20 protein-coding genes are annotated in these 22962 nt (G+C 71.5%); 8 read left to right on the forward strand and 12 right to left on the reverse strand.

Features of this window, described 5'->3' with window-relative positions:
* Positions 1-26: 26 nt before the first annotated feature.
* Genes ACFWPA_RS03945 through ACFWPA_RS03970 form a run of 6 tightly spaced genes read left to right on the forward strand, consistent with a single transcriptional unit; the run spans position 27 to position 5527 of the window.
* Positions 27-1073: an ABC transporter substrate-binding protein gene (locus ACFWPA_RS03945; RefSeq protein ID WP_378505742.1), complete on the forward strand. Its 1047-nt coding sequence runs from the start codon at positions 27-29 to the stop codon at positions 1071-1073.
* 2 nt (positions 1074-1075) lie between these two features.
* Entirely contained in the window at positions 1076-2341 is a 1266-nt protein-coding gene (entS, locus tag ACFWPA_RS03950; protein WP_378569675.1) for an enterobactin transporter EntS, read from the forward strand.
* Between the two features lie 47 nt (positions 2342-2388).
* Positions 2389-2619, forward strand: coding sequence for a phosphopantetheine-binding protein (locus tag ACFWPA_RS03955; RefSeq protein ID WP_378569676.1), 231 nt, complete (start codon positions 2389-2391; stop codon positions 2617-2619).
* A gap of 9 nt (positions 2620-2628) precedes the next feature.
* On the forward strand, positions 2629-3651 hold the full coding sequence (locus ACFWPA_RS03960) for an endonuclease/exonuclease/phosphatase family protein (RefSeq protein ID WP_378569677.1): 1023 nt from the start codon (positions 2629-2631) through the stop codon (positions 3649-3651).
* Positions 3652-3656: 5 nt separating this feature from the next.
* Positions 3657-4631: a glycosyltransferase family 2 protein gene (locus ACFWPA_RS03965; protein ID WP_378569678.1), complete on the forward strand. Its 975-nt coding sequence runs from the start codon at positions 3657-3659 to the stop codon at positions 4629-4631.
* A gap of 11 nt (positions 4632-4642) precedes the next feature.
* Positions 4643-5527 (forward strand): glycosyltransferase family 2 protein, encoded by an 885-nt coding sequence (locus ACFWPA_RS03970; protein ID WP_378569679.1) that lies wholly within the window; start codon positions 4643-4645, stop codon positions 5525-5527.
* Here ACFWPA_RS03970 and ACFWPA_RS03975 read toward each other — a convergent pair.
* The 8 genes from ACFWPA_RS03975 to ACFWPA_RS04010 form a co-directional block, all read right to left on the reverse strand.
* Positions 5511-5936, reverse strand: coding sequence for a Rieske (2Fe-2S) protein (locus ACFWPA_RS03975; RefSeq protein WP_378569680.1), 426 nt, complete (start codon positions 5934-5936; stop codon positions 5511-5513). The genes ACFWPA_RS03970 and ACFWPA_RS03975 overlap by 17 nt on opposite strands.
* A 45-nt stretch (positions 5937-5981) precedes the next feature.
* Positions 5982-7283, reverse strand: a complete 1302-nt coding sequence (locus ACFWPA_RS03980; RefSeq protein ID WP_378505749.1) for a lipopolysaccharide biosynthesis protein — start codon at positions 7281-7283, stop codon at positions 5982-5984.
* On the reverse strand, positions 7280-8164 hold the full coding sequence (locus ACFWPA_RS03985) for a beta-1,6-N-acetylglucosaminyltransferase (RefSeq protein WP_378505750.1): 885 nt from the start codon (positions 8162-8164) through the stop codon (positions 7280-7282). Before ACFWPA_RS03985 ends, ACFWPA_RS03980 begins: the two co-directional genes overlap by 4 nt.
* Positions 8161-10719, reverse strand: a complete 2559-nt coding sequence (locus ACFWPA_RS03990) for an AMP-binding protein (protein WP_378505751.1) — start codon at positions 10717-10719, stop codon at positions 8161-8163. The genes ACFWPA_RS03985 and ACFWPA_RS03990 overlap by 4 nt, the downstream gene beginning before the upstream one ends.
* A complete protein-coding gene (locus tag ACFWPA_RS03995) occupies positions 10712-11842 on the reverse strand; it encodes an LLM class flavin-dependent oxidoreductase (RefSeq protein ID WP_378505752.1) in 1131 nt (376 codons plus the stop codon). The genes ACFWPA_RS03990 and ACFWPA_RS03995 overlap by 8 nt, the downstream gene beginning before the upstream one ends.
* Positions 11843-11846: 4 nt before the next feature.
* Positions 11847-13031, reverse strand: a complete 1185-nt coding sequence (locus ACFWPA_RS04000; RefSeq protein ID WP_378505753.1) for a 3-dehydroquinate synthase II family protein — start codon at positions 13029-13031, stop codon at positions 11847-11849.
* Between the two features lie 47 nt (positions 13032-13078).
* Positions 13079-13894: a 2-amino-3,7-dideoxy-D-threo-hept-6-ulosonate synthase gene (locus tag ACFWPA_RS04005; protein WP_378505754.1), complete on the reverse strand. Its 816-nt coding sequence runs from the start codon at positions 13892-13894 to the stop codon at positions 13079-13081.
* Between the two features lie 117 nt (positions 13895-14011).
* Positions 14012-15202 carry a 4-hydroxybenzoate 3-monooxygenase gene (locus ACFWPA_RS04010; protein ID WP_378569681.1) on the reverse strand — a complete coding sequence of 397 codons (1191 nt, stop codon included), beginning with the start codon at positions 15200-15202 and terminating at the stop codon, positions 14012-14014.
* 200 nt (positions 15203-15402) lie between these two features.
* On the opposite strand from ACFWPA_RS04010, the gene ACFWPA_RS04015 reads away from it, so the two are divergent.
* Positions 15403-16254, forward strand: coding sequence for a glycosyltransferase family 2 protein (locus tag ACFWPA_RS04015; protein ID WP_378505756.1), 852 nt, complete (start codon positions 15403-15405; stop codon positions 16252-16254).
* Entirely contained in the window at positions 16251-17585 is a 1335-nt protein-coding gene (locus tag ACFWPA_RS04020; protein ID WP_378505757.1) for a lipopolysaccharide biosynthesis protein, read from the forward strand. Before ACFWPA_RS04015 ends, ACFWPA_RS04020 begins: the two co-directional genes overlap by 4 nt.
* Here ACFWPA_RS04020 and ACFWPA_RS04025 read toward each other — a convergent pair.
* Genes ACFWPA_RS04025 through ACFWPA_RS04040 form a run of 4 tightly spaced genes read right to left on the reverse strand, consistent with a single transcriptional unit; the run spans position 17564 to position 22936 of the window.
* Entirely contained in the window at positions 17564-18511 is a 948-nt protein-coding gene (locus ACFWPA_RS04025) for a glycoside hydrolase family 16 protein (RefSeq protein ID WP_378505758.1), read from the reverse strand. The two genes, ACFWPA_RS04020 and ACFWPA_RS04025, sit on opposite strands and share 22 nt — an antisense overlap.
* Positions 18508-18705 carry a hypothetical protein gene (locus ACFWPA_RS04030; protein WP_378505759.1) on the reverse strand — a complete coding sequence of 66 codons (198 nt, stop codon included), beginning with the start codon at positions 18703-18705 and terminating at the stop codon, positions 18508-18510. The genes ACFWPA_RS04025 and ACFWPA_RS04030 overlap by 4 nt, the downstream gene beginning before the upstream one ends.
* Positions 18702-20942, reverse strand: a complete 2241-nt coding sequence (locus tag ACFWPA_RS04035; RefSeq protein ID WP_378505760.1) for a hypothetical protein — start codon at positions 20940-20942, stop codon at positions 18702-18704. The genes ACFWPA_RS04030 and ACFWPA_RS04035 overlap by 4 nt, the downstream gene beginning before the upstream one ends.
* Positions 20939-22936: a glycosyltransferase gene (locus ACFWPA_RS04040; protein WP_378505761.1), complete on the reverse strand. Its 1998-nt coding sequence runs from the start codon at positions 22934-22936 to the stop codon at positions 20939-20941. Before ACFWPA_RS04040 ends, ACFWPA_RS04035 begins: the two co-directional genes overlap by 4 nt.
* Positions 22937-22962 lie beyond the last annotated feature (26 nt).

The raw sequence follows: 22962 nt of genomic DNA on the forward strand, positions 1-22962 counted from the left end.
CCACACGTCAGGATGAAGGGACTCAGATGAACGCTCGATGGACCAGACGGATCGGGGCCGCGCTCGCGGCGGCGACCGTGATGCTCGGGGTCGCCGCGTGCGGCTCGGATTCCGGCTCCGCCGACACCCCGACCGGTGCGGACACGGCGTCGGCGCAGTTCCCGGTGACGGTGTCCGGCAAGTTCGGCGAGTCGACCATCGAGGCGCAGCCGGTGCGCGCGGTGCCGCTGTCCCCGCAGGACGCGGACATCCTGCTCTCGCTCGGCGTCACGCCCGTCGCGTTCCCCGTCGACGCCCAGAACCGGGCCGCCACCGGCGGATCCGGCATCTGGCCGTGGCAGCGCGAGGCGCTCGGCGGGGCGCAGCCGGAGACCCTCGACATGGACACCGGGGCCGACTCGATCGCCGAGAAGCTGGCCGTCCTGCAGCCGGACATCATTGTCTCCACCGGCTTCTGGGGCCTCGACCAGTCCATCTTCGACCAGCTCAGCACCCAGTTCCCGGTCGTGCACTTCGACACCAAGGCCAACGGGGAGCCGTGGCAGGACTCGACCCGCAAGGTCGCGACCGCGCTCGGCATCCCGGCGAAGGCGGATCAGGTGATCGCGGACGCCGAGGCGCGACTGGACGCGGCGAAGGCCGCCAACCCGGCGATCGCGGGCAAGACCTACAACGCGGTGATCGGCGACACCGGCGGGCAGCTGTCCGTGCTGGCCTCCGACGAGCGCGGCATCGGCCAGTTCCTCACCTCGCTCGGGCTGGTGCTGAGCCCGTACGCGACGACGCTGCCGGTCGACGCCGACGGCCGGGGGGTGCTGTCCTACGAAAACATCAGCGAGATGAACGCCGACGTGGAGGTCGTCGTGTCGCCGACCGGTGACCTCGGCTACCTGACGAAGTTCGCGGCCTGGAACGCGCTGCCCGCCGTCCAGGAGGGCGCCGTCGTGTCCCTGGCCCGCACCACGGGTCTCCCGAACGCGGTCGGGTTCCCGTCGGCGCTCTCGCTCGGCTGGGCCACCGACCAGGTGATGCCGATGATCTCGGACGCCGTCGCCAAGAGCAACGCGGGCTGACGATGAGTGAACGCGGCGTCCTCCTCGACCTGCGGCCGCTGCGCGAGAGCGCACCGTTCCGGCGGGTGTTCATTGCCCGCACCATCTCGATCTTCGGGATCGGGATGCTGATGGTCGGGGTGCCCCTGCAGATGTACGACCTGACCGGATCGACATTCCTGGTCGGGCTCGTCGCCGCGGTCGAGGGCGCCGCGTCCATGGGCGGCATGATGATCGGCGGCACCCTCGCCGACCGATACGACCGCAAGAAGCTGATCCTGTTCGCCCGCACCGTGTCCGGGCTGACGTTCGTCGGGCTCGCCGTCAACGCGATGCTCGCGGACCCGTCGTGGCAGGCGATTATCGTGCTGTCGGTGATCAACGGGCTGATCGGATCGATCAGCATCGCCGCGCTGTTCGCGGTGGTGCCCACCCTGGTCCCGCGGGACCAGCTGGTCGCGGTCGGCGCACTGAACGTGCTCGGCGCCCGCGTCGGTGCGGTCGTCTCGCCCGCGCTCGGCGGCCTGGTCATCGCGGCGTTCTCGGTGTCCTGGAACTACTGGGTGGCCGCGATCGGCACCGCGATCACGATCGCGCTGCTCGCCGGGCTGCCGCCGCTGCCCGCACCGGCGGCCACCGAACCGGATCGGCGCGGGGACGCGCCGCAGCCGGTGTCGATGACGCGGTTCATCCTCGAACACCGGGTGATCGGCGGGGTGATGGTGGCGGGCGTGATCGCCATGCTCGGCAGCGGAGTGCTGGTGCTGGTGCCCGGCCTGGTGGACGAACAGTGGGCAGGAGACTCCAGGGCCGCCGGTCTGCTCTACGCGGCCAGCGCGGTCGGAGCGGTGATCGCGACGGTGACCAGCGGATGGCTGAACCGCCTCACCCGGCCGGGGACGGTGCTGCTGGTCGCCCTCGCGGCCGGGTTCGCGGCGCAGGCCCTGGTCGGGCTCACCGGGGCTCTCGTCGTCGCGGTGCTGGTGCTCGTCGCGGTCGGCGCGATCGCCTCCGTCCAGGAAGTGTTGCGGTACGCCCTCATCCAGACCCACACGCCCGAACACCTGCTGGGACGGGTGAACGGTCTCTGGTCGGCGCAGGAGGTCGCCGGTGTCTCGGTCGGCGCGTTGATCGCCGGGACGTTCGGCGGGGTCGTCGCCCCGTCGTCGGCGGTGGTCACCTACAGCCTCACAATGTGCGCCGTCGCGGTGGTCTTCCTCGTCGTACTTGGGTCCCTGCGTCGCACCGTCGCCGACCCGGCCAACGCGGCGACCGCGGTGCCCGCCTGACCCACCCGATTCCCGCCCGAGCCCCGACACACTGCGAAAGACCCCACATGAGCACTGCACTGACCAGGGACCGCGTGATCGCGGACCTCGCCGCCCTGCTGGACCTGCCCGCCGACGAACTCACCGACGAGGCCGATCTCCTCGATCTCGGCCTCGACTCGGTCCGGCTGATGTCGCTGGTCGAGCGGTGGCGCTCCGAGGGCGCCGTCGTCGACTTCGTCGACCTCGCCTCCGATCCGCAACTCGGTGCCTGGGTCGAGGTCCTCGGTGCGAGCTGAATGTCACCCGTGACACCGCGAGAGGCGGTGCGCCGCATCTGCTTCGGCGGTGGCGTCGGGGCGGTCGCGGTCGCCGCGCTCGGCGTCCTGGTGCACTACATCGGGCCGGAGAGCAACACGCTGATCATCGCGTCGTCGTTCGTGCCGGTGCTGCTCGCGGTCGGCGTGGCAGGGGTGGTGGCGCTGGCGGCGGTGCGAGCCAGGCGGACCCTGCTCGCCGGGCTGCTGGTGCTCCTCGCGGGCATCGTCACCCAGGCACCGCTGTTCGTCCGGAACGCGCCAGCCCCGGCCGCGGCGGACGGGCAGATCCGGGTGCTGCAGGCGAACATTCGGCTCGGTGAGGCGGACCCCGACGCCCTCGTCGACCTGGTGCGGTCGCGCCGGGCCGATCTGTTGACGGTCGAGGAACTCACCGACGCGGCGGTCACCCGGCTGCGGGCGGCGGGACTCGAGGACCTGCTGCCCGTCACGTTCCTGAAACCGAAGGAGTCGGGCGGCGGCGGCACCGGCATCTACAGCCGGTTCCCGATGCACGATCCGCGGATGCTGGGACGCTTCTCGATGGCGAACCTGGTCGCCGGAATCGACGTCGGGGACGGGCGCCGCGTGACGGTGGTTGCGGTGCACCCGATGCCGCCGTACCCGTCGCCGTCCTGGATGTGGGCGGCGGAGATGTCGAAGCTCACCGGACTGCTGCACCGGATCGGCGGGGAGGGCGACCCGGTCATCGTCAGTGGCGATTTCAACTCGACGTACTCGCACAGCCGGTACCGAAGCATCCTCACCGGCGGCTTCGTCGACGCGGGCGAGCAGGCGGGTGCCGGGCTGGTGCCGACCTATCCGGCGGACCGGTGGTATCCGGCGATGCTCGCGATCGACCGGATCGTGCTGAAGGACGCGGTGGTGGGGGAGTACGAGCGGGTGGACCTGCCCGGCTCCGACCACCACGGCATCTTCGCCAGCGTGACACCGGAATTCGACGGGACGGGGTTCGACGGGACGGGGTTCGACGGGACGGGGGCGAAGCGGTGACCCGGGTGAGTGTGGTGGTCCCGGTGTACCGCTGCCTGCCGTACGTCGAGGGCTGCCTGCGGTCGGTGCTCGCGCAGACCCGGCCGGTGGACGAGATCGTCCTCGTCGACGACCGCGGCGGTGACGCGTCGATGGCGGTCGCCGAGCGGTACCTGACCGAACGGTGCGCACCGCTGCGCACCGTCGTGCACGACCGCAACCGCGGCCTTGGTCGGGCCCGCAACTCCGGCCTCGCCGCCGCAACCGGGGACCTGATCTGGTTCCTCGACAGCGACGACCAGGCCGACCCCCGGTTCGTCGAACTCCTCGCCGCGGCACTGGAGGACGGGTCCGCGGACTTCGCCTGCACCCGCACCCTGCGGGTCGACGAGGGCGGTCGGGTGCTGCAGGTCGACGAGGAACCGTACGGCGCGATGGTGGTGTCCGGCACCGACTTTGCGCACCGACTGGTCACCGGTCGGGCGAAGGCATACGCATGCACCAAACTGTTCCGGCGCGCGATGCTCGGGGACCGGCCCTGGGACGAGGACCAGGGCTACGAGGACATGGCACCGCTGATGCGAATGTCGTTGGCGGCCGCACGGGTCGCGCTCGTCGACGAACCGCTGTACCGGTACCTGTACCGGGAGGGATCGATCAGCACCTCGCTGAGTACCCGGACCCTCGACCTGTTCACGGTCGAGCGGGACGTGCGGGCCGCGGTCGCCGCCGCCGGGCTGAGCGGGCGCTGGACTCCGGAACTGCTCGGGTTCCGGTACCGCGAGGTGCTGCGGTCCGTCGCGCATGTCGCGATGCGCGCCGACCATGTCGCCGCGTCGCGGCCGGAGCTCTACGACACCGCCCTGGGCAGGGTGCGCGGCGTCGTCTCGGTGCGCGACATCGTCCCGTTGGCGCGGACCGGGCACCGCAGGGAGGCGGTATTCGCCGCGCTGCTCGCGGTGGCGCCCCGGCTGTACTCGACGATCCTGAGGTATCGATGAATGTGCCAACGGTGACCGTCCTCGTCCCCGCCTACAACCCGGGTTGCTACCTGCGTCCGATGCTGGATTCGGTGCTGTCCCAGGATTTCCGGGACTTTGAGCTGCTGGTGATCGACGACGGTTCCACCGACGAGACCGCCGCGGTCCTCGCTGCGGTGCGCGACCCCCGGCTGCGGGTGGTGCGGCAGACCAACACCGGCCTGGTCGGCGCGCTCAACCGCGGGCTCGACGAGGCCCGCGGCGAGTTCCTGGCCCGGATGGACGCCGACGACCTGATGCCTGCGGGCAGGCTGTCCGCGCAACTGCGGGCGATGCACGACGACCCGGCGCTGGTCGTGTGCGGCACCGACTACGAACTGTTCGGTGCGCTCACCGGCCGGGTCCGGATGCCGCGCACCGACACCGCGTGCAGGCAGCGTCTGCTGCTGTCGAGCTGCCACTGCGGTGCGTCGGTGATGATCCGCCGGTCCGTGCTGGACCGCAGCGGCGTCCGGTTCCGACCCGAGTTCGTGCACGCCGAGGACTACCGGATGTGGGCGGAGTTGTCCGAGCACGGCAGGCTCGGCAACCTGCCGATGCTCGGGTACCGGTACCGGATCTACCCCGAGCAGGTCAGCGCCGTCCACGCCGAGGAGCAGCGGCGCGCGCACCTGCGGATCGCGCGCGAGCACGCGCTCGCCGTCGGGGTGCGCCCGCTGCCCGACCGGACGCTCGGGACGCTGCTGTGGCCGCGGCCCCCTGCCGGGGTCGCGGTGATCCCGGCGGCGGCAAGGACGGTCGCCGCGCTGGCCGGGCCGTCCGCCGCCGCGCTCGTCCGGCGCCCCGGAGTCGAGACGGCCAGGTTCACCGGGCGCAAGGTGGTGGAGGCGCTGGCGGCGGTCAGGAGGGGCCGGTAGCCGCGGCGACGGTCAGGGTGTCACCGGCGACCTCGACGGCGCGCCGCGGCAGCGGCTGCTGAGCGGGGTTGCGGACCACCGAACCATCGGTGACCGAGAAGGAACTGCCGTGGCAGCCGCAGACGATCCGTCCGTTCCGGATCGACGAGACCAGGCAGCCGTCGTGCGTGCACACGGCGGAGAACGCAAGGAAGACCCCGGGTTCCGGTTGGGTCACCACCACCTGGTCGGCGGCGAGAATGACGCCCCCGCCGACCGGGACGTCGCCCACCGGGATCCGGACTGGGCCGGAGCGCGCCTGCGTTGGCTCGGTGCCGCCGCTCGCGCAGCTGGCGACGGCGAAGCAGCCCGCCGCACACGCTCCGGCGACGAACGCGCGGCGGGTCAGGGGCTGGCCCGGTGCAGTCATGGTCCACCACTCTAGTGGCGCCGGGAGGACTCCCCGGCCGCGCCCTCAGCCACGGAACTGTGCGTGAGTTTTACCCCGATCGGGGTAAAACTCACGCACGGGCGCGGAGCGCACGAGATCGGTGATCGCCCGCCGAAGCGGGACCGCCAGTACCGCCACCGCGACGAGTTGGGCGGTCAACGACCCCCACCCGACACCGATCAGGCCCAGCCTCGGCACCAGGGCCAGCGTGACCGCGAGCGTGGTCGCCACGATCAGGATCTGGATGACGAGCATCAGCCGCAGCCTCCGCAGGATCTGGGCGAGCAGGAAATACAGCAGCACCACGGTGCCGACCAGGGAATCCGCCGCCATCACCAGCACCAGCCCGGTGGCCGCGTGGAAGTATGCCGGGCTCACCAGGTACAGCACCAGCGGCCCGCCGACCGCGAGGCCAGCGGCGGACACCACCGCGACCGCCCCCAGCATCCGGAGCAGCCTGCGCAGCAGCGCTGCCCGGTCCGCATCCGGCGCGGACGCCTCCACCACGAACGACGATCCCACCGCGCTGCGCAGCAGGCCCACCGCCGAGCACATCGTCCACGCCAGGTTGAAGTAGGCGTTCTGCTCGGTTCCCAGCTGCGACACCACGATCAGCGGCAGCATCAGCGGCGTCACCGTCAGCACCAGGGTCATCGTGAAGTAGACGCCCTGGAACGCGATCAGTTCCCGCCCCGGCGGCAGCTGCGGCGCGATCTCCCCGCGACCGCGGGCAACGCGGAGCAGGTGAAACACCGCGACCGCCGTCACCCCGAACGCCAGCACCGCCCACGATCCGCTGAGCGCCATCGCCGATCCGGCCCCCGCCAGCGCGACGACCGGAACGATCTTCAGCACCGACAGGGCGATGTTCTTGACCGCAACCGCCTTCGCGAGCCGGAGCCCGGTGAGGATCGGATCGGTCAGCGCGTACACGGCGAACGCGACGACGAGGAACGGGAACGCCACGTACTCGGCGGTGGCGGCGAACAGTCGGGTATTGGACGGATTCAGCAGCAGGAACAGCACGCCGAGCAGGGCAGCCACGGTGGCGGTCACGGCGAGCCCGCCGACGATCAGCCGAGCCGACGCGCGGCCGGCGACCGGAAGGAACCGCTGATAGGCGCCGCCGAGGGACAGGCAGGACACCGAGGCCAGCATCGTCGCGGTGCTGATCACCGCCGACGCCCGCCCCACCTCCGCGGTCGCGAAGAACCGTTCCGCGACGGCCCAGTACACCAGGCCGAGCGCCCCGGTCACCACCGACGACAGCATCAGCGCCGCGGCATTCGACTCCAACGCGGTGAGCCGCGTCGCCCGCGGGCTCACCGCGGCCCCGCCGGGTTCGCGGCGAACGCGTCAATCAGCGCCAGCGAGGAGTCGTCGACCTTGCGGGCGAACAGTGCCGGTGAGGCCCGCAGCGATGCCTCGTCGGGGGCGCCGAGCACGCGGGGGCTGATCGCGGCGGGGTCGGACCAGTCGATGTGGTGCAGGCCGTGCACCGGGTCGCTGCCGTCGGTGGCGCCCGGCCTGCCCAGCGGCTGGGCGATCCGATGCGCCACCGGGGACGCCGCGACGATCGAGTGGAAGACCACCTCGTCCGGGCACCGGGTGTGCCGGTGGAACCGCAGCCATGCCGGGTTGGCGGCGAGGAATCCGTGGACGTGCTCGACCGCCGCGTCGGTCAGCGACCACCACTGCGAACCCTGGAGCAGGTCAACGGTGTCGTCGACGCGGCGCGGGATCCGGCCGTCGAGGAGCTGGCGCCACCGGACCCGGTCATCGGGGAAGTGGCGGCGCGCGATCTGCCTGGCGCGCACGGTCCCCGGCTCGCGGACCCGGCGGTCGATGCGCAGGTATTCGGTGCGCCCGGACCACACCCGCAGCACCGTGTCGAGCGGGGCGATCAGCAGATCTTGCCCCGACAGCAGTGTGAACCTCCGGTAATGCGATTTCGAATCGGCTGCTGCGGCAAGCAGATCCAGCGTGGCTAGGACGACGCTCCTGCCGCCCCAGCGGACCGGCCGCCTGCCCCGCAGGTACGTCAGCCCCGCCCGCTGCGGTGCGGCAGCGAGGAACGGGTCGAGGTCGGAGTCGGCATCGACGTGCACGTACACGTCGATCGCCGGGTGCCGCAGCGACGCGAGGAGCGCGGCGAGCACCCGCGGCTGGTGGTGCGCGAGGACCAGCACCGCGAACCGGTCCGTCATCGGGTCGGCTCCAGGGCGGTGCGGACCAGCGCCGCCGTGCGGGCCACGTGCGGGGCGCGCAGCATTCCGACGTGATCGCCGGGAACCCGGTCCACCGCAACCACGTTCGGCGCGACGATCGGCCACCAGGCCGGATCGTCCGGGTTGTCCTCGGCCATCACCACCGCGACCCGGCCGTGCCACGGGCGGAGTCGGTGCAGCAGCGCCACCCGCCGACCCACCTCGTGGAACAGGTCCCACTGCTGCTGGGCGGGCCGGGGCACGAGGCCCGCGGTGACCAGTCGGAGCCGGGTGCGCCACAGGTCATGGCGGGACGGCGGCGCCGCCGCCACCGCGGGCGGAGTGTCCGCGGTCCGGGGCAGATTCGGCCCGCCGACCGAGAGCGGTCCGCCGAGCAGGGTGTCCAGGCACACCACCGCGTGCACGGTGTCCTCGGCCGCCTCCAGTCGCCGGGCCACCTCCATCGCGATCACACCGCCGAGGGAGTGCCCGACGAGGGTGTACGGGCCGCGCGGCTGCACCCTGCGGATCTCGCGCAGGTAGCGGCGGGCGGCGGCGGCCACCGTCCAGTCCGGCAGCCCGCGGCCCTCGAGGCCGTGCGCCTGCAACCCGTACACGGGGCGGTCGAGTTCGCGCGCGAGGGGCAGCAGCGCCAGTGCGGTGGAGCCCGCCCCGGCGACGGCGAACACCGGGGTGCCGGTCCCGGTCGGGGACAGCGGGACCAGCACCGAGCCACCCGCGCCCCCGGCGTGCGCGTCGAGGTGCCCGGCGAACCGGTGCAGGGTGGGATGGTTCGCCAGCGTCGCGGACGTGAGCGCCACCCCGAACCGTTCACCTGCCCGGGTCAGCATCTGCTGGGTTTGCAGCGAGTCCCCGCCCAGGGCGGTGAAGTCGTCGTCGCGGCCGACCCGCTCGACGCCGAGGATCTCCGCCCACAGGGCGGCGAGGTCGGTCTCGGTGCCTGCGGCGGGCGGGACCACCGGCGGCCGCGGCGCGGGCCCGGGCAGCGCGGACCGATCCACCTTGCCCCGCTCGTTGCGCGGCAGCGCGGGAAGCAGGACCAGGTGCGCCGGGATCATCCAGTCCGGCAATGCGGCCCGCAGGTCCCGTCGCAGATCGGCCGCAGATGGCGCCCGGCCGTCCGGCCGGACCGCGGCATAGCCGACCAGCGCGGGCCCGGCATCGGTGCTGCGCGCGAGCACCACCGCCTCGTTCACCGCGGGCAGCCTGCGCAGCGCCGACTCCACCTCCGCTGGCTCGACGAGATAGCCGCGGACCTTGACGGCGTCGTCGCCGCGCCCGACCAGATGCAGGTCCCCGTTCCCGTCGAACCGGCCAAGGTCGCCCATCCGGAAGTACCTGGCGCCTGCGGCGGTCACACCGAACCGGTCGACGTCGGCGCCGGCCCCGCCGTCGCGGTCCACGTGATAGCCCTCGGCGAGGTAGTCGGAGTCGACGACGATCTCCCCGACCTCCCCCGGCCGGACCGGCGTGTCGTCGGGGCCGAGCAGGCGAACCGTCTTGTTTGCGGCAACCACCCCGACCGGGAGGACCCGGTCCGGGATCGGCCGCTCCGGCGGAAACACATTGAACGCCAGGTTCCCGGTCTCCGACGAGCCGGACAGGTTGCAGTAGACACTGTGCGGCCCCAGCTGTGTGCGCAGCGCGGTCACATCGTCGCCGTGCACCGCCTCGCCGCAGGTGGTGACCAGTCGGAGCCTGCCGAGCGCGGGTCCGCCCGCGCACACCGTCAGCACCGCGCGCAGCAGCGACGGGGTGGCGTGCAGGGTGGTCAGCGCTTCGCCGGGGATCCACTGCGGCAGTGCGTCGCTGCCGATCTCGCGCGGGTCGAGGTAGTGCAGCGTCGCGCCGTTGAGCAGCGCGCTGACCACCACGTCCATGCCGCCGCCGAAGCTGATCGGCAGGGCCATCCCGACCCGGTCGCCCGCACCGATCCCGAGGGTGGTGTGAAAGTCCGCCGCCTGGTTCAGCCACTGCCGCTGCCCCTGCCGCACCGCCTTCGGCCTGCCGGTCGACCCGGACGTGAACAGCAGCACCGCGGTATCGGTGCGGGCGACGGCGGGCAGCGGCGCGCCCGCATCGGCCGGTTCGAGGTCGGCGGCCCGGTAGCGGAGGGCGCCGCTGCGGGCGAGGATGTCGGTGCGGCGCTCGTCAGGAAGTCGGGAGTCCAGCAGCACCAACGGATTCCCCGACAGCAGGATGGTCACGATCGTGACGACGCAGTCGAGGCTGCAGTCGGTGTCGATCGCGACGGGTCGGCGCACCCCGCCCAGCCGGGACACCAGGGCGCGGGCCCCGGCCGCCGCCCGCGCGTGCAGCGCCGCGTAGGTGATCGACTCGCCGCGGCAGACCACCGCCAACTCGTCGGGCAGGGCCGCCGCCACCACCGCGAACCGCTCCCGGATCGACGTCCACGGCACCGCGAACGGCGCGTAGCCGCGCTGCGGCGTCGCCAGGTCCGGCGCCCCCCGGTGAAGGGCACCTGTGACCGGTTGGACGGGGTGAACGGCACCGTCACCGGGGAGCTCAGACACCGGTGCGGATCCCGAGTCGGGGAAAGAGCAGTTCCGCAACGGCCCGGGCCTCGTCGATCAGCGGCCACCCGGACAGGATCCAGATGTCGATGCCCAGCTGCTCGGACAGCTCCCGGATCCGGGCGGCCACGTTGTCGGCGCTGCCGACCAGGTAGTTGCCGGTGCCCTTGCCCGCCACGTCGAACGGCGGCTCGGCCCCGGTCCAGGTGGTCAGTCCGGCGGCCTGGTTCGGCGCGTACTCCAGCTCGGCCCGGGTCGGCAACCGCCCCGCGCGCAGCGCCGCGATCCGCGCCCGGACCTGCGGGTCGTCGGAGGTCAGCTCCGCCAGCGGGGGGAACCCGAAGCTGGTGAGGTTGCGGTCCGCGGTGGCGAGCACCGACGCCGGATCGGTCTGCGCGAGTTGCCATTCGAAGCGTTCCCAGGCCGCCTCCTCGGTCTCCCGGACCAGCACGCTCGCCAGCACCCCGAACCGCAGTTCCCGACCCGTGTCGGCGGCGGCCGCGCGGACCCTGCTGAACACCGTGTCCATCGCCTGCGCCGGGCTCATGAACATGAGGTACGCGTCGAGCACCTGCGCGGCGTGCGCGATGCCCTCCGGCGACGCGCCGGTGCCCCACAGCGGGACACCGCCGGGCTGCCGGGGCCCGGCGATCGCGGGCTTGTACCGCGGGCCGTACTCGAAGTGCGTTCCGGCGTGGGCGTCGGTGTCGTCGAGGTAGAGCCGCCTGACCAGCGACCAGTACTCCGCCGACATCGCGTAGCGCTCGGACTTCGAGTGGAAGCGGCCGTACCGGGACAGCACCGGGTCGGCACCGTTCACCTGGTTGTAGATCAATCGTCCGCCGGAGTACTGGTCGAAGACCTGCGCCTCCTCGGCGAGCAGTGCGGGCGGCTTGACGCCCGGGTACTCGGGGACCAGGAACCGCAGCCGCTCGGTGTCGGCGACCAGGGAGATCGCCTCCCGCGCGGTGGTCAGGGCGCCGAAGTACCCGAGCCGGTCGAGAGTGTGGGCCTGCTCACGCAGCGCGGCGAAGGACGGCGGGAAGCGATGCCGCGGATCCCACGGCGCCGCACCGTCGTTCGCCCCGATGTACCAGAGAACCTCGGGCGTCGTCGTGCTCACGGTCCTAACGCTCGTCGCAGAACTCGGTGATCGGCAGTCCCACATGCCTGGCCTCGGTCGGGACGTAGCCGAGCAGGGTGTCGCCGGGGGCCAGTTCGGTGACGTTGTTGACGCTGCCACCGGGGCCGAGCAGCCGCACGTGCCAGTCGTCCTGCGCGATCACGTTGACGTTCTTTCCGTTCGGCGCGACCGCGGTGATCGAGATCAGCGGGCGCTTCTCGATCTTGACCCGGCCGATCCGCACCTCGCGGACGCTGCCGTCGGTGCGAACGGCGAGGATCGGGAAGCCCGCCTGCAGTTCGCTGACGTAGCGGGTGCGGTTGTCCGGCCCGAGCACGTACGAGTGCACCGCGCCCGCGTTCCACCGGAACGGTCGGGTGGGCATGTACGGCAGGGGGTGGGTCTCACTGCAGGACAGGAACATGCCGGTGGAGAAGGACCCGATCAGGCAGCCCTCGTCGAGCTCGAGGAGCGAGCAGGTGTCGATGCAGGCGCGGTCGCCCATGCCGATGTGCTCGACCTTGGTGACGACCAGTTCGGAGAGCTCCATGCCCTCGAGCCGGTGGTCGACGATGCGCGCCAGCTTCACCACGTCGTCGGCGGTGCGGGGCGCAAGCAGCAGTCCGTCGGACCCGTGCTCGAGGACGAGCTTGACGATCTCGGCGTCCTCGATGTCGGTGACCGTGGTGATCGTCCGGCCGCCGGAGTTCTCGGCGGCGGCGATGACAATCTCGAGCGGGATCTTGGTCGGGTCGGTGAAGGTGAGCAGCGTCCACGGAACCTCGCGGACCACCTCGCACGCCACCTGCAACGTCGGGGCGTCCGAGACGATAACGTGCACACCGCGGTCGGGGGTGTGCCCGATGTGCGGGGAGTGCACGTCGGCGCGGTCGGCGACGACCACCAGATCCACCGCGTCGTACGGGAAGTCCGCGGCGACGGGGGCGGCGACGGCGAGGATGCGGCGCACCGTCGGCGGCAGTCCCTCGAACGTCGCGACCGAGTCGGACAGGATGCCGTCGATCCGGTGGTGCAGTGCCGCCTGAACGATCGCGGGTAGCAGGTCCCGGTCCACCGCGCGCACGTCGAGCCACGCGAAGTGGCCCTCCCGGCTGATCGGAGTGCGGCGGGTGTCCGAGCCTGCGCCCGCTGCGGGGACGATCTGGTCGGTGACGATGGTGCTGTCCATGTGCGGACGGGTTCCCTTCGGGTCGTGGAGCGGTGGGTCGGCTGCCGTCAGGCGCTTTCGAGTTCGACGGCGACGGGGGAGTGGACGAGCCGGGCGAGCGCGGCGGTGACGCCGTAGGGGTCCCGTGCCTCGAACACGGTGCGGCCGAAGCTCAACCCGGCGACGCCGGACGAGAGCACCTCCGCGCCGAGCGCGATGGTCTGCTCATCGCCGCCGGATCCGGGACCACCCGCGACGCAGATCGGGATGGGGCAGGACTCGACAACCCCGCGCATCGCGTCCGGGTCACCGCAGTAGTCGAGCTTGACCAGGTCGGCGCCGAGATCGGTTGCGATCGCGGCCAGGTGGGCCAGTTCGTCGGTGTCCGGGGGGAGATCCGCGCGCAGCGGTCCGCGGGCGTACATCATCGCAAGCAGGGGGACGCCGAGCAGGTCGCACTCCCTCGACACGGCGCCGAGGTCGGTGAGCTGCTCGCGTTCGGTGGGCGACCCGATGTTCACGTGCACGCTGACGGCGTCGGCTCCCGACCGCACGGCGTCCTCGACGCCGGCGACGAGCACCTTGGCGTGCAGGTCGATGCTGCGGGTGGTCCCGGCGGACAGGTGCACGATCAGCCCCATCCGGGAGAACGACGACGGGTCGACCAGCTTGGCCCGGCCGCGGTGCAGCACGACGGCGTTGGCCCCGGCATTGGCGAGGGTGCGGACGAGGCTGTCGGTGTGGTCGGCGCTGCCGAGCGGTCCGACGGTGACCGAGTGGTCCATCGGCACGATCATCGTCCGCCCGTGGTCGGTGATCCGGGACATGCGAATGCCCTTGCCGCTCAGGGGCTGAGTGCGGTGGGGCGTGGGGAAGCTGAGCATCGACCGGACTCCAATTCGGACAGCACGCATGCGTGGGAACGGCCCGGGGGCCTCGCGTAATTAGGGTAGGCTACACAAACGCCAGCGGGGAGGGTAGCGGGCCCTCCCGGATCACGCTCAGGCGGCCGGGTGCCGCCACGGGGTGGGGAACGGAAGGCCGAGGTAGACCTCGCCGAGCGCGGCCTGCTCGGCCTCCGACTCCACCCAGCGCGCCAGCCGGGCCCGACGCAGCGGCCAGTCCATCGGGTCGTCCGAGATGGCGTGCAGGGTCGTGGTCAGGGTCCACGAGAAGTGTTGCGCCTTCCAGACCCGGGGCAGGCACGTCTGGCTGTAGGCGTCGAGATGGGCGCGGGTCCCGGCCCGGTACCACCCGCCGAGGGCGTGGGAGAGGACGCAGGCGTCGGAGACCGCGAGGTTGAGGCCCTTGGCGCCGGTGGGCGGGACGATGTGGGCCGCGTCGCCAAGCAGGAACAGCCTGCCGTGCTGCATCGTCTCGCAGACATACGACCGCAGCGGCGCCAGTGAGCGGTCGACGATCTCGCCCCGCTCCAGTTCGGGGTGGTCGTCGCTGGCGCTGCGGACCGTCAGCTCGTCCCAGATGCGGTCGTCGGGCCAGTCGGCGAGATCGGTCCCGGCCGGAACCTGAAGGTACTGCCGGGTGATTCGCGGTCCGCGCATGCTGTGCACCGAGATGCCGCTCTCGTGCGCGCAGTACATGCCCTCCGGGGTGGTCGGCGTGGTGTGGGCCAGGATGCCGAGCCAGGCGACCGGGTAGGTGCGGGTGAACTCCCGGAGTCCTGCCGCGGGAAGGTGCGCACGGCTCACTCCGTGGAAGCCGTCGCAGCCGGCGACGAAGTCCGCGGTCAGCTCCGTCGTGGTGCCGCGGTGATCGAGTCGCAGGCGTGCCTCGTCCGCGGTCGTCTCGATCGCGGTCACCGCGGTGTCGAACAGGATCGGCCCGCCCGCGGCGAGCCGGTGGGCGACGAGATCCTTGACCACCTCCTGTTGCGGATAGACGGTCGCGTTGCCGCCGATCAGTCGGTGAAAGTCCAGGTGGTGTGTGCTGCGGTCAAAACGAACGTAGAAACCATTGTGGGACAGGCCCTCCCGATTCAGGCGGTCGGCCACTCCGAGTTCCTCGAACAGTGTGACGGTCGGCTGCTCGAGAATGCCCGCTCGGGTGCGGGTCTCGATGTGCTCGCGGCCGCGGCATTCGATCACCACCGAGGAGATGCCCTGGAGGTGGAGCATGTGGGCGAGGGTGAGGCCGGCGGGGCCCGCGCCGATGATCGCTACCTGGGTGTGCACGCGGCCTCGCTCCTCGTCTGCTGTGTGACAGTCGTCACATGGGGTACCTGTCGCTTTGCTTAGGCTTGCCTACCTTCTACTGTATGACACGCGGTTCGACGAACTGCGGGACCCCCGAATCGACCAGCGGGCAACGAGATTGCCCGGACTCGCCGATACCTGGCGGGGTCGTCCCCCTGATCACGACTGGAGCTATCGACTTGAGCACCACGACACCGACCGACGGTTCCGGCGCGGACGCGGGCACCACCGCCCCGCCCCCGGTCGAGGGCCTCGCCGGGCGCGGCACCGGTCGGCCGACGGTCTCGGTCATCATCCCGGCCATGAACGAGGCGAAGAACCTGCCGTTCGTTGCCTCCCGGATGCCCGACGGAATCGACCAGATCGTGTTCGTGGACGGCAATTCCACCGACGACACGGTGTCCGTCGCGCGCGAGCTGTGGCCGGACGCGACCGTCGTGACGCAGACCCGCAGCGGCAAGGGCAACGCCCTCGCCTGTGGCTTCGCCGTCGCGACCGAGGACATCATCGTGATGATCGACGCCGACGGATCCACCGATCCGGCCGAGATCCCGCTGTTCGTCGAGGCGCTCGTCGGCGGTGCCGACCTGGCGAAGGGCAGCCGCTTCGTCGGCAGCGGCGGCAGCTCCGACATCACCACCCTCCGGAACCTCGGCAACAAGGGCCTCAACGGCCTGGTCAACATCATCTTCCGGACCGACTTCTCCGACCTCTGCTACGGCTACAACGCCTTCTGGCGCAAGCACGTCCCGCTGATCGAACTACCGCCCGTCGAGTACCAGCGGGCCCAGTGGGGTGACGGCTTCGAGATCGAGACCGTCATCAACGTCCGCCTCGCGACCGCCGGACTGGTCATCGCGGAGGTCGGCAGCTTCGAGGGACCCCGCATCCACGGTCGGAGCAACCTCAACGCCTACAGCGACGGCATGCGGGTGCTGCGCACCATCGGCCAGGAATGGCAGCACTGGCGCGACACCAAGCACATTCGCAAGGAGTCGGCGCGTGCCGACGTGCGCGAACTGATGCGGTGACCGCGGCGGCGCCACGGTCATCGCCGACGACGCTCGTCGACACCACCGACCGCACCGCGGTCGGTGCCGGTCCGGGCAAGAGCCTCGAGCGCAACAGCCTCGCACTGACCGTGTCCGCCGCGCTGACCGGCGGGCTCGGCCTCGCCTACTGGGCGGTGCTCGGACGCCTGTACCCGGCGAGTGAGGTGGGTGCCGCGTCGGCGGTGATCACCACCGCCACGATGCTGTCGGCGTTCGGAAACCTTGCTCTCGGTGCACTGTTCGAGCGGTTCCTGCCGCTTGCCGGCGCCAGGGCGGCCACCCTCGTCCGGAACGGCTTCGCGATCGGCGGGTGCGGCGGGCTGCTGCTCGGTGCATCGTTCCTGGTCTGGGGGCCGACCGACGAGATGTTCGCCCACCCGCTGCAGGCGGCGTCCTTCCCGCTGGTCGTTGCGGTCTTCTCCTGGTTCGCCCTGCTCGACCACACCGCCGTCGGGTTGCGGGAGGCCGGGTGGGCCGCAACCAAGAATGTGGTCCACGCGGCGGTCAAGCTCGTCGCCGCGGCCGCGCTCGCGTTCACCGCGTCGCGAGTGGCGATCGTCTGGACCTGGACGGTGCCCGCGTTGATCGGCGCTGCGGTGCTCGGCGTCGCCGTCGCCCGTCGGCTGCGTGGACCCGGGTTGAGGGACGTCCCGCCCGCGCTGCCGCCCGCCCGCGAGATGGGTACCTACCTCGCCGGATCCTATGGGATCTACGTGGTGGGAGCGCTTGCGCCGCTGATGCTTCCCCTGATTGTCGTGACCCGGCTCGGCGCGAACGCCAACGCGCACTTTGCGATCGCCTGGTCGCTCGTCTCGGCGGTGCTCGTCCTGATGACGATGCTGATGGGCCCGTACGTGTCCGGCGTTGCCGCCGACCCGGACCGGGTGCGGGAATTGACCCGCCGATTCCTCCTGGTGCTCGCCGCGGTGACGGCCGGAGCGGTGGTACTGTTCGCGATCCTCGGCCCGGTCCTCCTCGACGTCGTCGGAGCCGAGTACGCCGAGACCGGAACACCGCTGCTGCGGCTCGCCGCCGTTGCGGTGCTGCCCGCGTCGATCGCGTTCGCGTACACCGCGATCGCCAGGGTCCGGCGCAGGCTGACCCTGGCCATCATGGTCCAGATTGGCAACGCGGCCCTGATCCTCGGGCTGAGCGTCGCGCTGATCGGCGACCACGGGCTTGCCGCGATGGGGCTGGCGTACCTCGTCGCCGAATCCGCGTCGGCCGCGGTACTCGCGGTGCCCCTGCTGCGGGCGCTGCGGTCACTGGACCGGGATGCCGTCGGTGCTCAGCCGTCCTCGGACATCTGAACCACGTCCGGGTCGGGATCGAACGCGCCGCGCTCCTGCATCCACTCCAGATCGGACATCACCGGCTCGTACACCGTCACCCAGTCCACCTGCACCGCAACCCGGTCCGGGCGAAGGGGATCGGTCTCCGAGCACGGTTCGATGCCCCAGTCGGCCCTCCGCTCGCAGGCGCCCGCCTCCGCCTGCAGCCCCAGCCACATCGGTTCGTCCGGCACCATCGTCTCCGAATGCGCCTCCGCCCAGACCTTTCCGTCGAGCAGGTAGCGGATGATGCCGGGCCCCCATTCCACACCGACCGTGTGCCACTCGGAGAAGTCGCCGGTGACGATCGCGTGGGACTTCCGGTTCCCGTCGTCGCCGACCCAGTGCAGGAAGGCGTCCAGCTGGGTCCGCTCGCCGCTGGCGGACTCGGCGAAATCGATCTCCGGGGGCCACTGCTCGCGCTGTGGCCACAACAGCATGTGGTACGAGATGTCGTCGCTGCGGTCGGCCCGCATCCGGATCTCCCAGCGGCCGTACTGCTGGGTCACCGGGAAGTTCGAGACGCCGCCGCTGACCCACCCGTCGCCGCTGCGCTCCGACAGCAGGTTCAGTGCACCGCCGTAGACCTGCACCATCTTTCCGTCCCACCAGCCGTGCGGATTGCCGCCGGGTTGGCCGCTGTAGGTGCTCCACTGCCTGCCGAGTTCGCAGCGGTCGAACTCGTCGGTGAAGATCTGCTTCCAGCCGGGCAGGTCGCCGACCGGGACCGGTGTGCCGCCGGGGATCTGGCCCTGCCCGCAGTCGACCTCGGCGACCGCGGCGCTCCCCGGGCCGTCCGGCGTCGGGGCTTGCACGGTCGTCGGGTCGTCGGTCGGGATCGTGCAGGCGGCGCAGGTGGCAACGGCCAGTGCCGCCGCGACCACCCGGAGGGGGCGACGGGTCATACGGCCATCGCGATCAGCCGGGCGAACGTCAGCACCGCCGCCGTCACCACGCAGGACGCGAGCAGCAGCGAGATCACCTGGGCGGGTGGGCGTCTGCCGATGCCACCGGTGTCCGGCACCTCACGTTCGCGCAGCAGCACCCCCGCCACCAGCAGGGCGGCGGCGAGCAGGAAGAACAGGACGGTCAGGTTCATGAGGTCTCGAATTCGATGACGGGGGAGTCGACGCGGCGCAGGATGGTGATGCTCTCGCGCTCGAGCATCGGCAGGTACCGACCCCCGGAGAGGATGGCCCGCACCTGGTCGTCGAGATACCGCTGCGACATGCCGTACTGCAACCGCAGCATGCCGGTGCCCTGAGTCGTGAGGTACAGGTATGACGGGTCCCGGGTCCTCGCGCAGTTGGCGAGGTCGTCGAGGCACGGGTAGCTGTCGATGAACATCATCCGCGGGCCACGCGGGTCCAGGGTGCGGCGGACACCGCTGCTGTGCGGGGCGTGCGACCACGACATGATCGTGGTGTCCGGGGGGACGGCGGCGATGAACTCGTCGGTGATCGCGACCTGTTCGGTCGTCGACGCTTCGAACGCCGTGTTCAGGCCGCGGTTGGTGGTCAGCAGCACGCCGAGCACCACGAGGATGACGGTTCCCGCGACCAGCGCCACCGGGCGGGCGCCCCTGGCGCGCACCGCCGATCGGCGGCGGATCAGGGTAATACCGCGGGCAACGGCGATTGCCGCGAACGGCGCGAGGACCGGCGACGCGTAGACGAAGCAGCGGATGATCATCTCGCCGCCGTAACTCTGCAGCAGCACCAGGGTGAACGGGGCAGCGCACAGCGCGCCCGCAACCAGCCAGGCCCGGCGGCCCCGGGCGAGCAGCCATCCGACGAACGCGACGCAGGCGAACAGGCCGGAGGCCGCCATCCGCAGGTACTGCATCTGCTGATAGTCGGGATCGCCGGAGATGCGGTCGCCGACACCGCGGTTCACGGAGTTACCGATCTGGCCGAGCTCGTCGAAGATCGACTGCAGGTGACCGGTCCAGAAGTCGGTGGCGCCGTAGCTGAACCAGGCGGCGAAGACGAGACCCGCGGCGAGCCACAGTGTCCGGTACCGGGTGAGGCCGAACAGCGAGAAGAAGGCGAGCGCGATGATCGCCAGGATCGGCGTGATCTGGTGGGTGACCGTGTTCGCCACGAGCACCAGCAGCAGCACGGCGCCGAGTGCCAGGGTGCGAACCGATCCGAAACCGGGGACCAGCCCCGGGGTGCGCCGCGGCGCGTCGATCAGGAACCGTCCGACCCCGGGACCGATGCCGGGAAGCGGGGCCCGGCGCAGCTGCCAGAGCAGGGTTGCGATGACGGTCGCGTAGAACACCATCGCGACCGCCTGCGGAGCGAAGTAGTCCTGCTGATACCAGTTGAACAGCTGGTAGAGGATCACCGCCAGCCAGGCCAGACGGGCCCGGCCGGTGATTGCGATCGCGATCGCGTACAGCGGGAAGGCGAGCAGGGCGCCCATGAACAGCGGCGCCCATGCCAGCAGCGCGGTCGCGTCGGGAAGGTCGGCGACCGTCACCAGATGCGCTCCGGCGGAGAAGAACCCGGCCCAGCTGAACCGGGCGTCGATCGCGTCGGGGAGCCGCTCACCCTGGGCAAGGGCCGCGATGAAGCCGCGGTGCACGAACGCGGTGGGCACCGTCGTCTGGCCGCTGGCGGCCGGGACGAGCATCGTCGTGTAGCCGATCAGCACCAGCGTCGCCGCGGACATCACGACCGGGTCGATACGCGGGCGGGTGAGCCCGGCCACGATGGTGCCGCACAGGACGACGAGCCCGAGCGCGTACACGACCCCGATCTGCGTGATGATCCCGTAGCGCCCGGCGTCGAGATAGTCCAGGGTCGCCGCCGCGACCGCGAACAGGACGATCGATGCGGTGAGCGCGACCAGGCTGGTCGTGCGGGCCCGACTCCAGGACCGCAGGTAGTGCAGTTCGCTGCGCGGGCAGGCGATGTCGGCGGGAACGGTGCGGCGCACCAGCACACAGGCAAGCAGGGATCCGGCCGCGAGCAGGGTCTGCACGGTCGCCGGATTCCACCACTGCGGGACCATCGTGAACTGGGCGGCGAGGATCGTCGTTGCCAGCGAGACCGACACGACCAGAGACGCGAACAGCGCCCGCCCGGGGATCCGCAGGGCCACCACCACGGGGAGGCCGGGGACCAGGGTGGCGCCGGCAAGCACGACCAGGATCCGGATCGGGGTGGGAACGAGGTCCGCGGACCCGGTGGCGACCAGCAGGTTCAACGCGAGCATGAGCGCCGCGACGACGGCGCCGAGGAGCAGCGCAGGCCGCGGCCGCCAGCCGTACCGGACCTCGGTTCGCCTGGCGGCGGTGAGGTGGTCGGTGGGCAGGTCCGTCGCGGTCATCGGGTCGCTCCGGTCCGCCGGGCCCCTAGGTGACTGCGGACGAACAGCACCGGTCCGGTCAGGTAGCCCCACGCCTCGAGGGCCCGCAGGTGCAGCGGCCAGTCGGACGGGACGTCGGCGTTCTTCGCGGAGGCGGGGGACAGCAGCATGTGGAGTCCCCGCGGGACACGCGACAGGATCGGCCACAGCTGCCCGGTGCCGACGAATTTCGTCAGCGACGCCGCCATCCCGGTGCCGTATCCGTAGCTCTGCGTGCGCAGGTCGGCCATGTTGTCGCGGTGGTAGTGCCGGACGACGGCGTCCGGGTTGTAGGCGATCGACCAGCCCCGCAGCAGGGTGGCGCGGAACGCGTCGAGGTCCTCGCCGCCGCGGGTGGGGGTTCCGGTGCCGAGGCGCTCATCGAATCCCCCGATGGACGTCAGCGCGCTCGACCGGAAGGCCATGTTGTTGCCCGACCCGCACTCGCCCGCGGTGTAGGGGAAGAAGGGCCCGTGGGCGCCGAAGTCGCCGAGCGCCGGGTCCGTTTCGTGGGTGCGTAGCGCCCACACGGTCGCGGACTCGCCCTTGTCGAAGACCTTCGCCTCCTCGAACCATTCCTGCATGCGGTTGGTTGCCTCGGTGCCGAGAACGCGCCCGGTCACCGCGCCGACCGCACCGCCGCGATCGGCCCGGAAGCTCGCGACGATGCCGGTGATCCAGCCGGGGTCGGGCAGGGCGTCGTCGTCGGTGAAGGCGACGATCCGGCCGCTCGCGTGGTGGTGCCCCAGGTTCCGGGCGGCCGACACCCCCGGCACCGGCTGGTCGACGATGCGCAGGCGCGGATCGTCGATCCCGTCCAGCGCGCGCGCAACGGCGCCGCGGTGTGGCCGGTTGTCGACGACGATCAGCTCGATGGTGTGGTGCTGCTGCGCGAGCACGGCCCGCACGGTGGTGCGCAGGGAGCCACGCCCGACGGTCGGGATCACGATCGTCACGAGTTCGTCCTCGTCGACCGCGGGATCCCCGGCGGCCAGGGGAAGCGCAGCGGCAGCGCGGTCGGACCCGGCAGTCCCCCGGCGCAGCATGCCCTCGGCGGTGCCGGCCACGGTCACGGCCAGGCCGAGGGTCAGCGTCAGGATGCGGGTCAGTGCGGACCGGTCCCGACCGGCCACCGTCCGCCGCAGGTACCGCAGCACCCCGGTGCCGAGGGTGCGCACCACGAAGCTGCGTTCCGCGGACAGTCCGGCGTCGGCCCCCACCATGCCGGTGAGCACCGCCTTCGAGCGGCCCTCGTGCCTGCAGCGGGAGACGAAGTAGCGCACCGTCGCCCGGTGGTCCGGCACGGCGTGGTCCACGGCGAAACCGGTGACCCGGACGATCCGGGTGCCCGGAAACTGCTGTCGCAGCTCGATTCCCATCAGGGTTTCCTCGCACCCTGCCGGCACGGCGCCGACCCGGCCGAGCCGGTCGGAGAAGCCGCCGATCTTCTGCAGTTCGGCGCGGCGGGCCGCCATTGCGGCACCGATCGGATTGCGGATCTCGGCGCCGTCCGCGGGCAGGCCGCGGTAGTCGCAGCCGACCACCCATCCGAACTCGTCGGGGAACCAGCCAGGCGGGTGGCCGGATTCCCAGTTCGCGTGCACCGCACCGCCGATCGCGACAACGGCGGGGTCGGTGAACGCGGTTCGCACGGCGTCGAGGGCGTGCGGACGGACCGAGGCGTCGTCGTCGAGGAAGACAACGATCTCGGCGGCGGCGAACTCCAGACCGGTGTTGCGTGCCCCGGACAGCCCGCGGCGGTGCCGGTTCGGGGTGAGGGTGACGTCGGACGGGCAGCGCTGCCGGAGGATCGAGAGCAATTCGGGGTTGTGGTCGACGACGACGATCACCTCGTCACCGTCCCGCAGTTGGGCGCGCGCCCGCTCGATGCCCGCGAGCAGCAGGTCGAGCCGGGCGGTGGTGAAGCAGCTGATGAGGATGGCGAGCCCGGGGTCGGGACGGGTTGTCGAGGCCAAGGCGAATCTCCGGGATCGTCATGGGG

Origin of the sequence: Rhodococcus sp. NPDC058505, from assembly GCF_042720095.1 — a bacterium.
Lineage (GTDB): Bacteria > Actinomycetota > Actinomycetes > Mycobacteriales > Mycobacteriaceae > Rhodococcus_G.

Coding starts and splice junctions, on each gene's coding strand:
- ACFWPA_RS03945 (WP_378505742.1), top strand. CDS start 27: ATGAACGCTCGATGGACCAGACGGATCGGGGCCGCGCTCGCGGCGGCG.
- entS (WP_378569675.1), top strand. CDS start 1,076: ATGAGTGAACGCGGCGTCCTCCTCGACCTGCGGCCGCTGCGCGAGAGC.
- ACFWPA_RS03955 (WP_378569676.1), top strand. CDS start 2,389: ATGAGCACTGCACTGACCAGGGACCGCGTGATCGCGGACCTCGCCGCC.
- ACFWPA_RS03975 (WP_378569680.1), bottom strand. CDS start 5,936: ATGACTGCACCGGGCCAGCCCCTGACCCGCCGCGCGTTCGTCGCCGGA.
- ACFWPA_RS03985 (WP_378505750.1), bottom strand. CDS start 8,164: ATGACGGACCGGTTCGCGGTGCTGGTCCTCGCGCACCACCAGCCGCGG.
- ACFWPA_RS04000 (WP_378505753.1), bottom strand. CDS start 13,031: ATGGACAGCACCATCGTCACCGACCAGATCGTCCCCGCAGCGGGCGCA.
- ACFWPA_RS04005 (WP_378505754.1), bottom strand. CDS start 13,894: ATGCTCAGCTTCCCCACGCCCCACCGCACTCAGCCCCTGAGCGGCAAG.
- ACFWPA_RS04025 (WP_378505758.1), bottom strand. CDS start 18,511: ATGACCCGTCGCCCCCTCCGGGTGGTCGCGGCGGCACTGGCCGTTGCC.
- ACFWPA_RS04030 (WP_378505759.1), bottom strand. CDS start 18,705: ATGAACCTGACCGTCCTGTTCTTCCTGCTCGCCGCCGCCCTGCTGGTG.
- ACFWPA_RS04035 (WP_378505760.1), bottom strand. CDS start 20,942: ATGACCGCGACGGACCTGCCCACCGACCACCTCACCGCCGCCAGGCGA.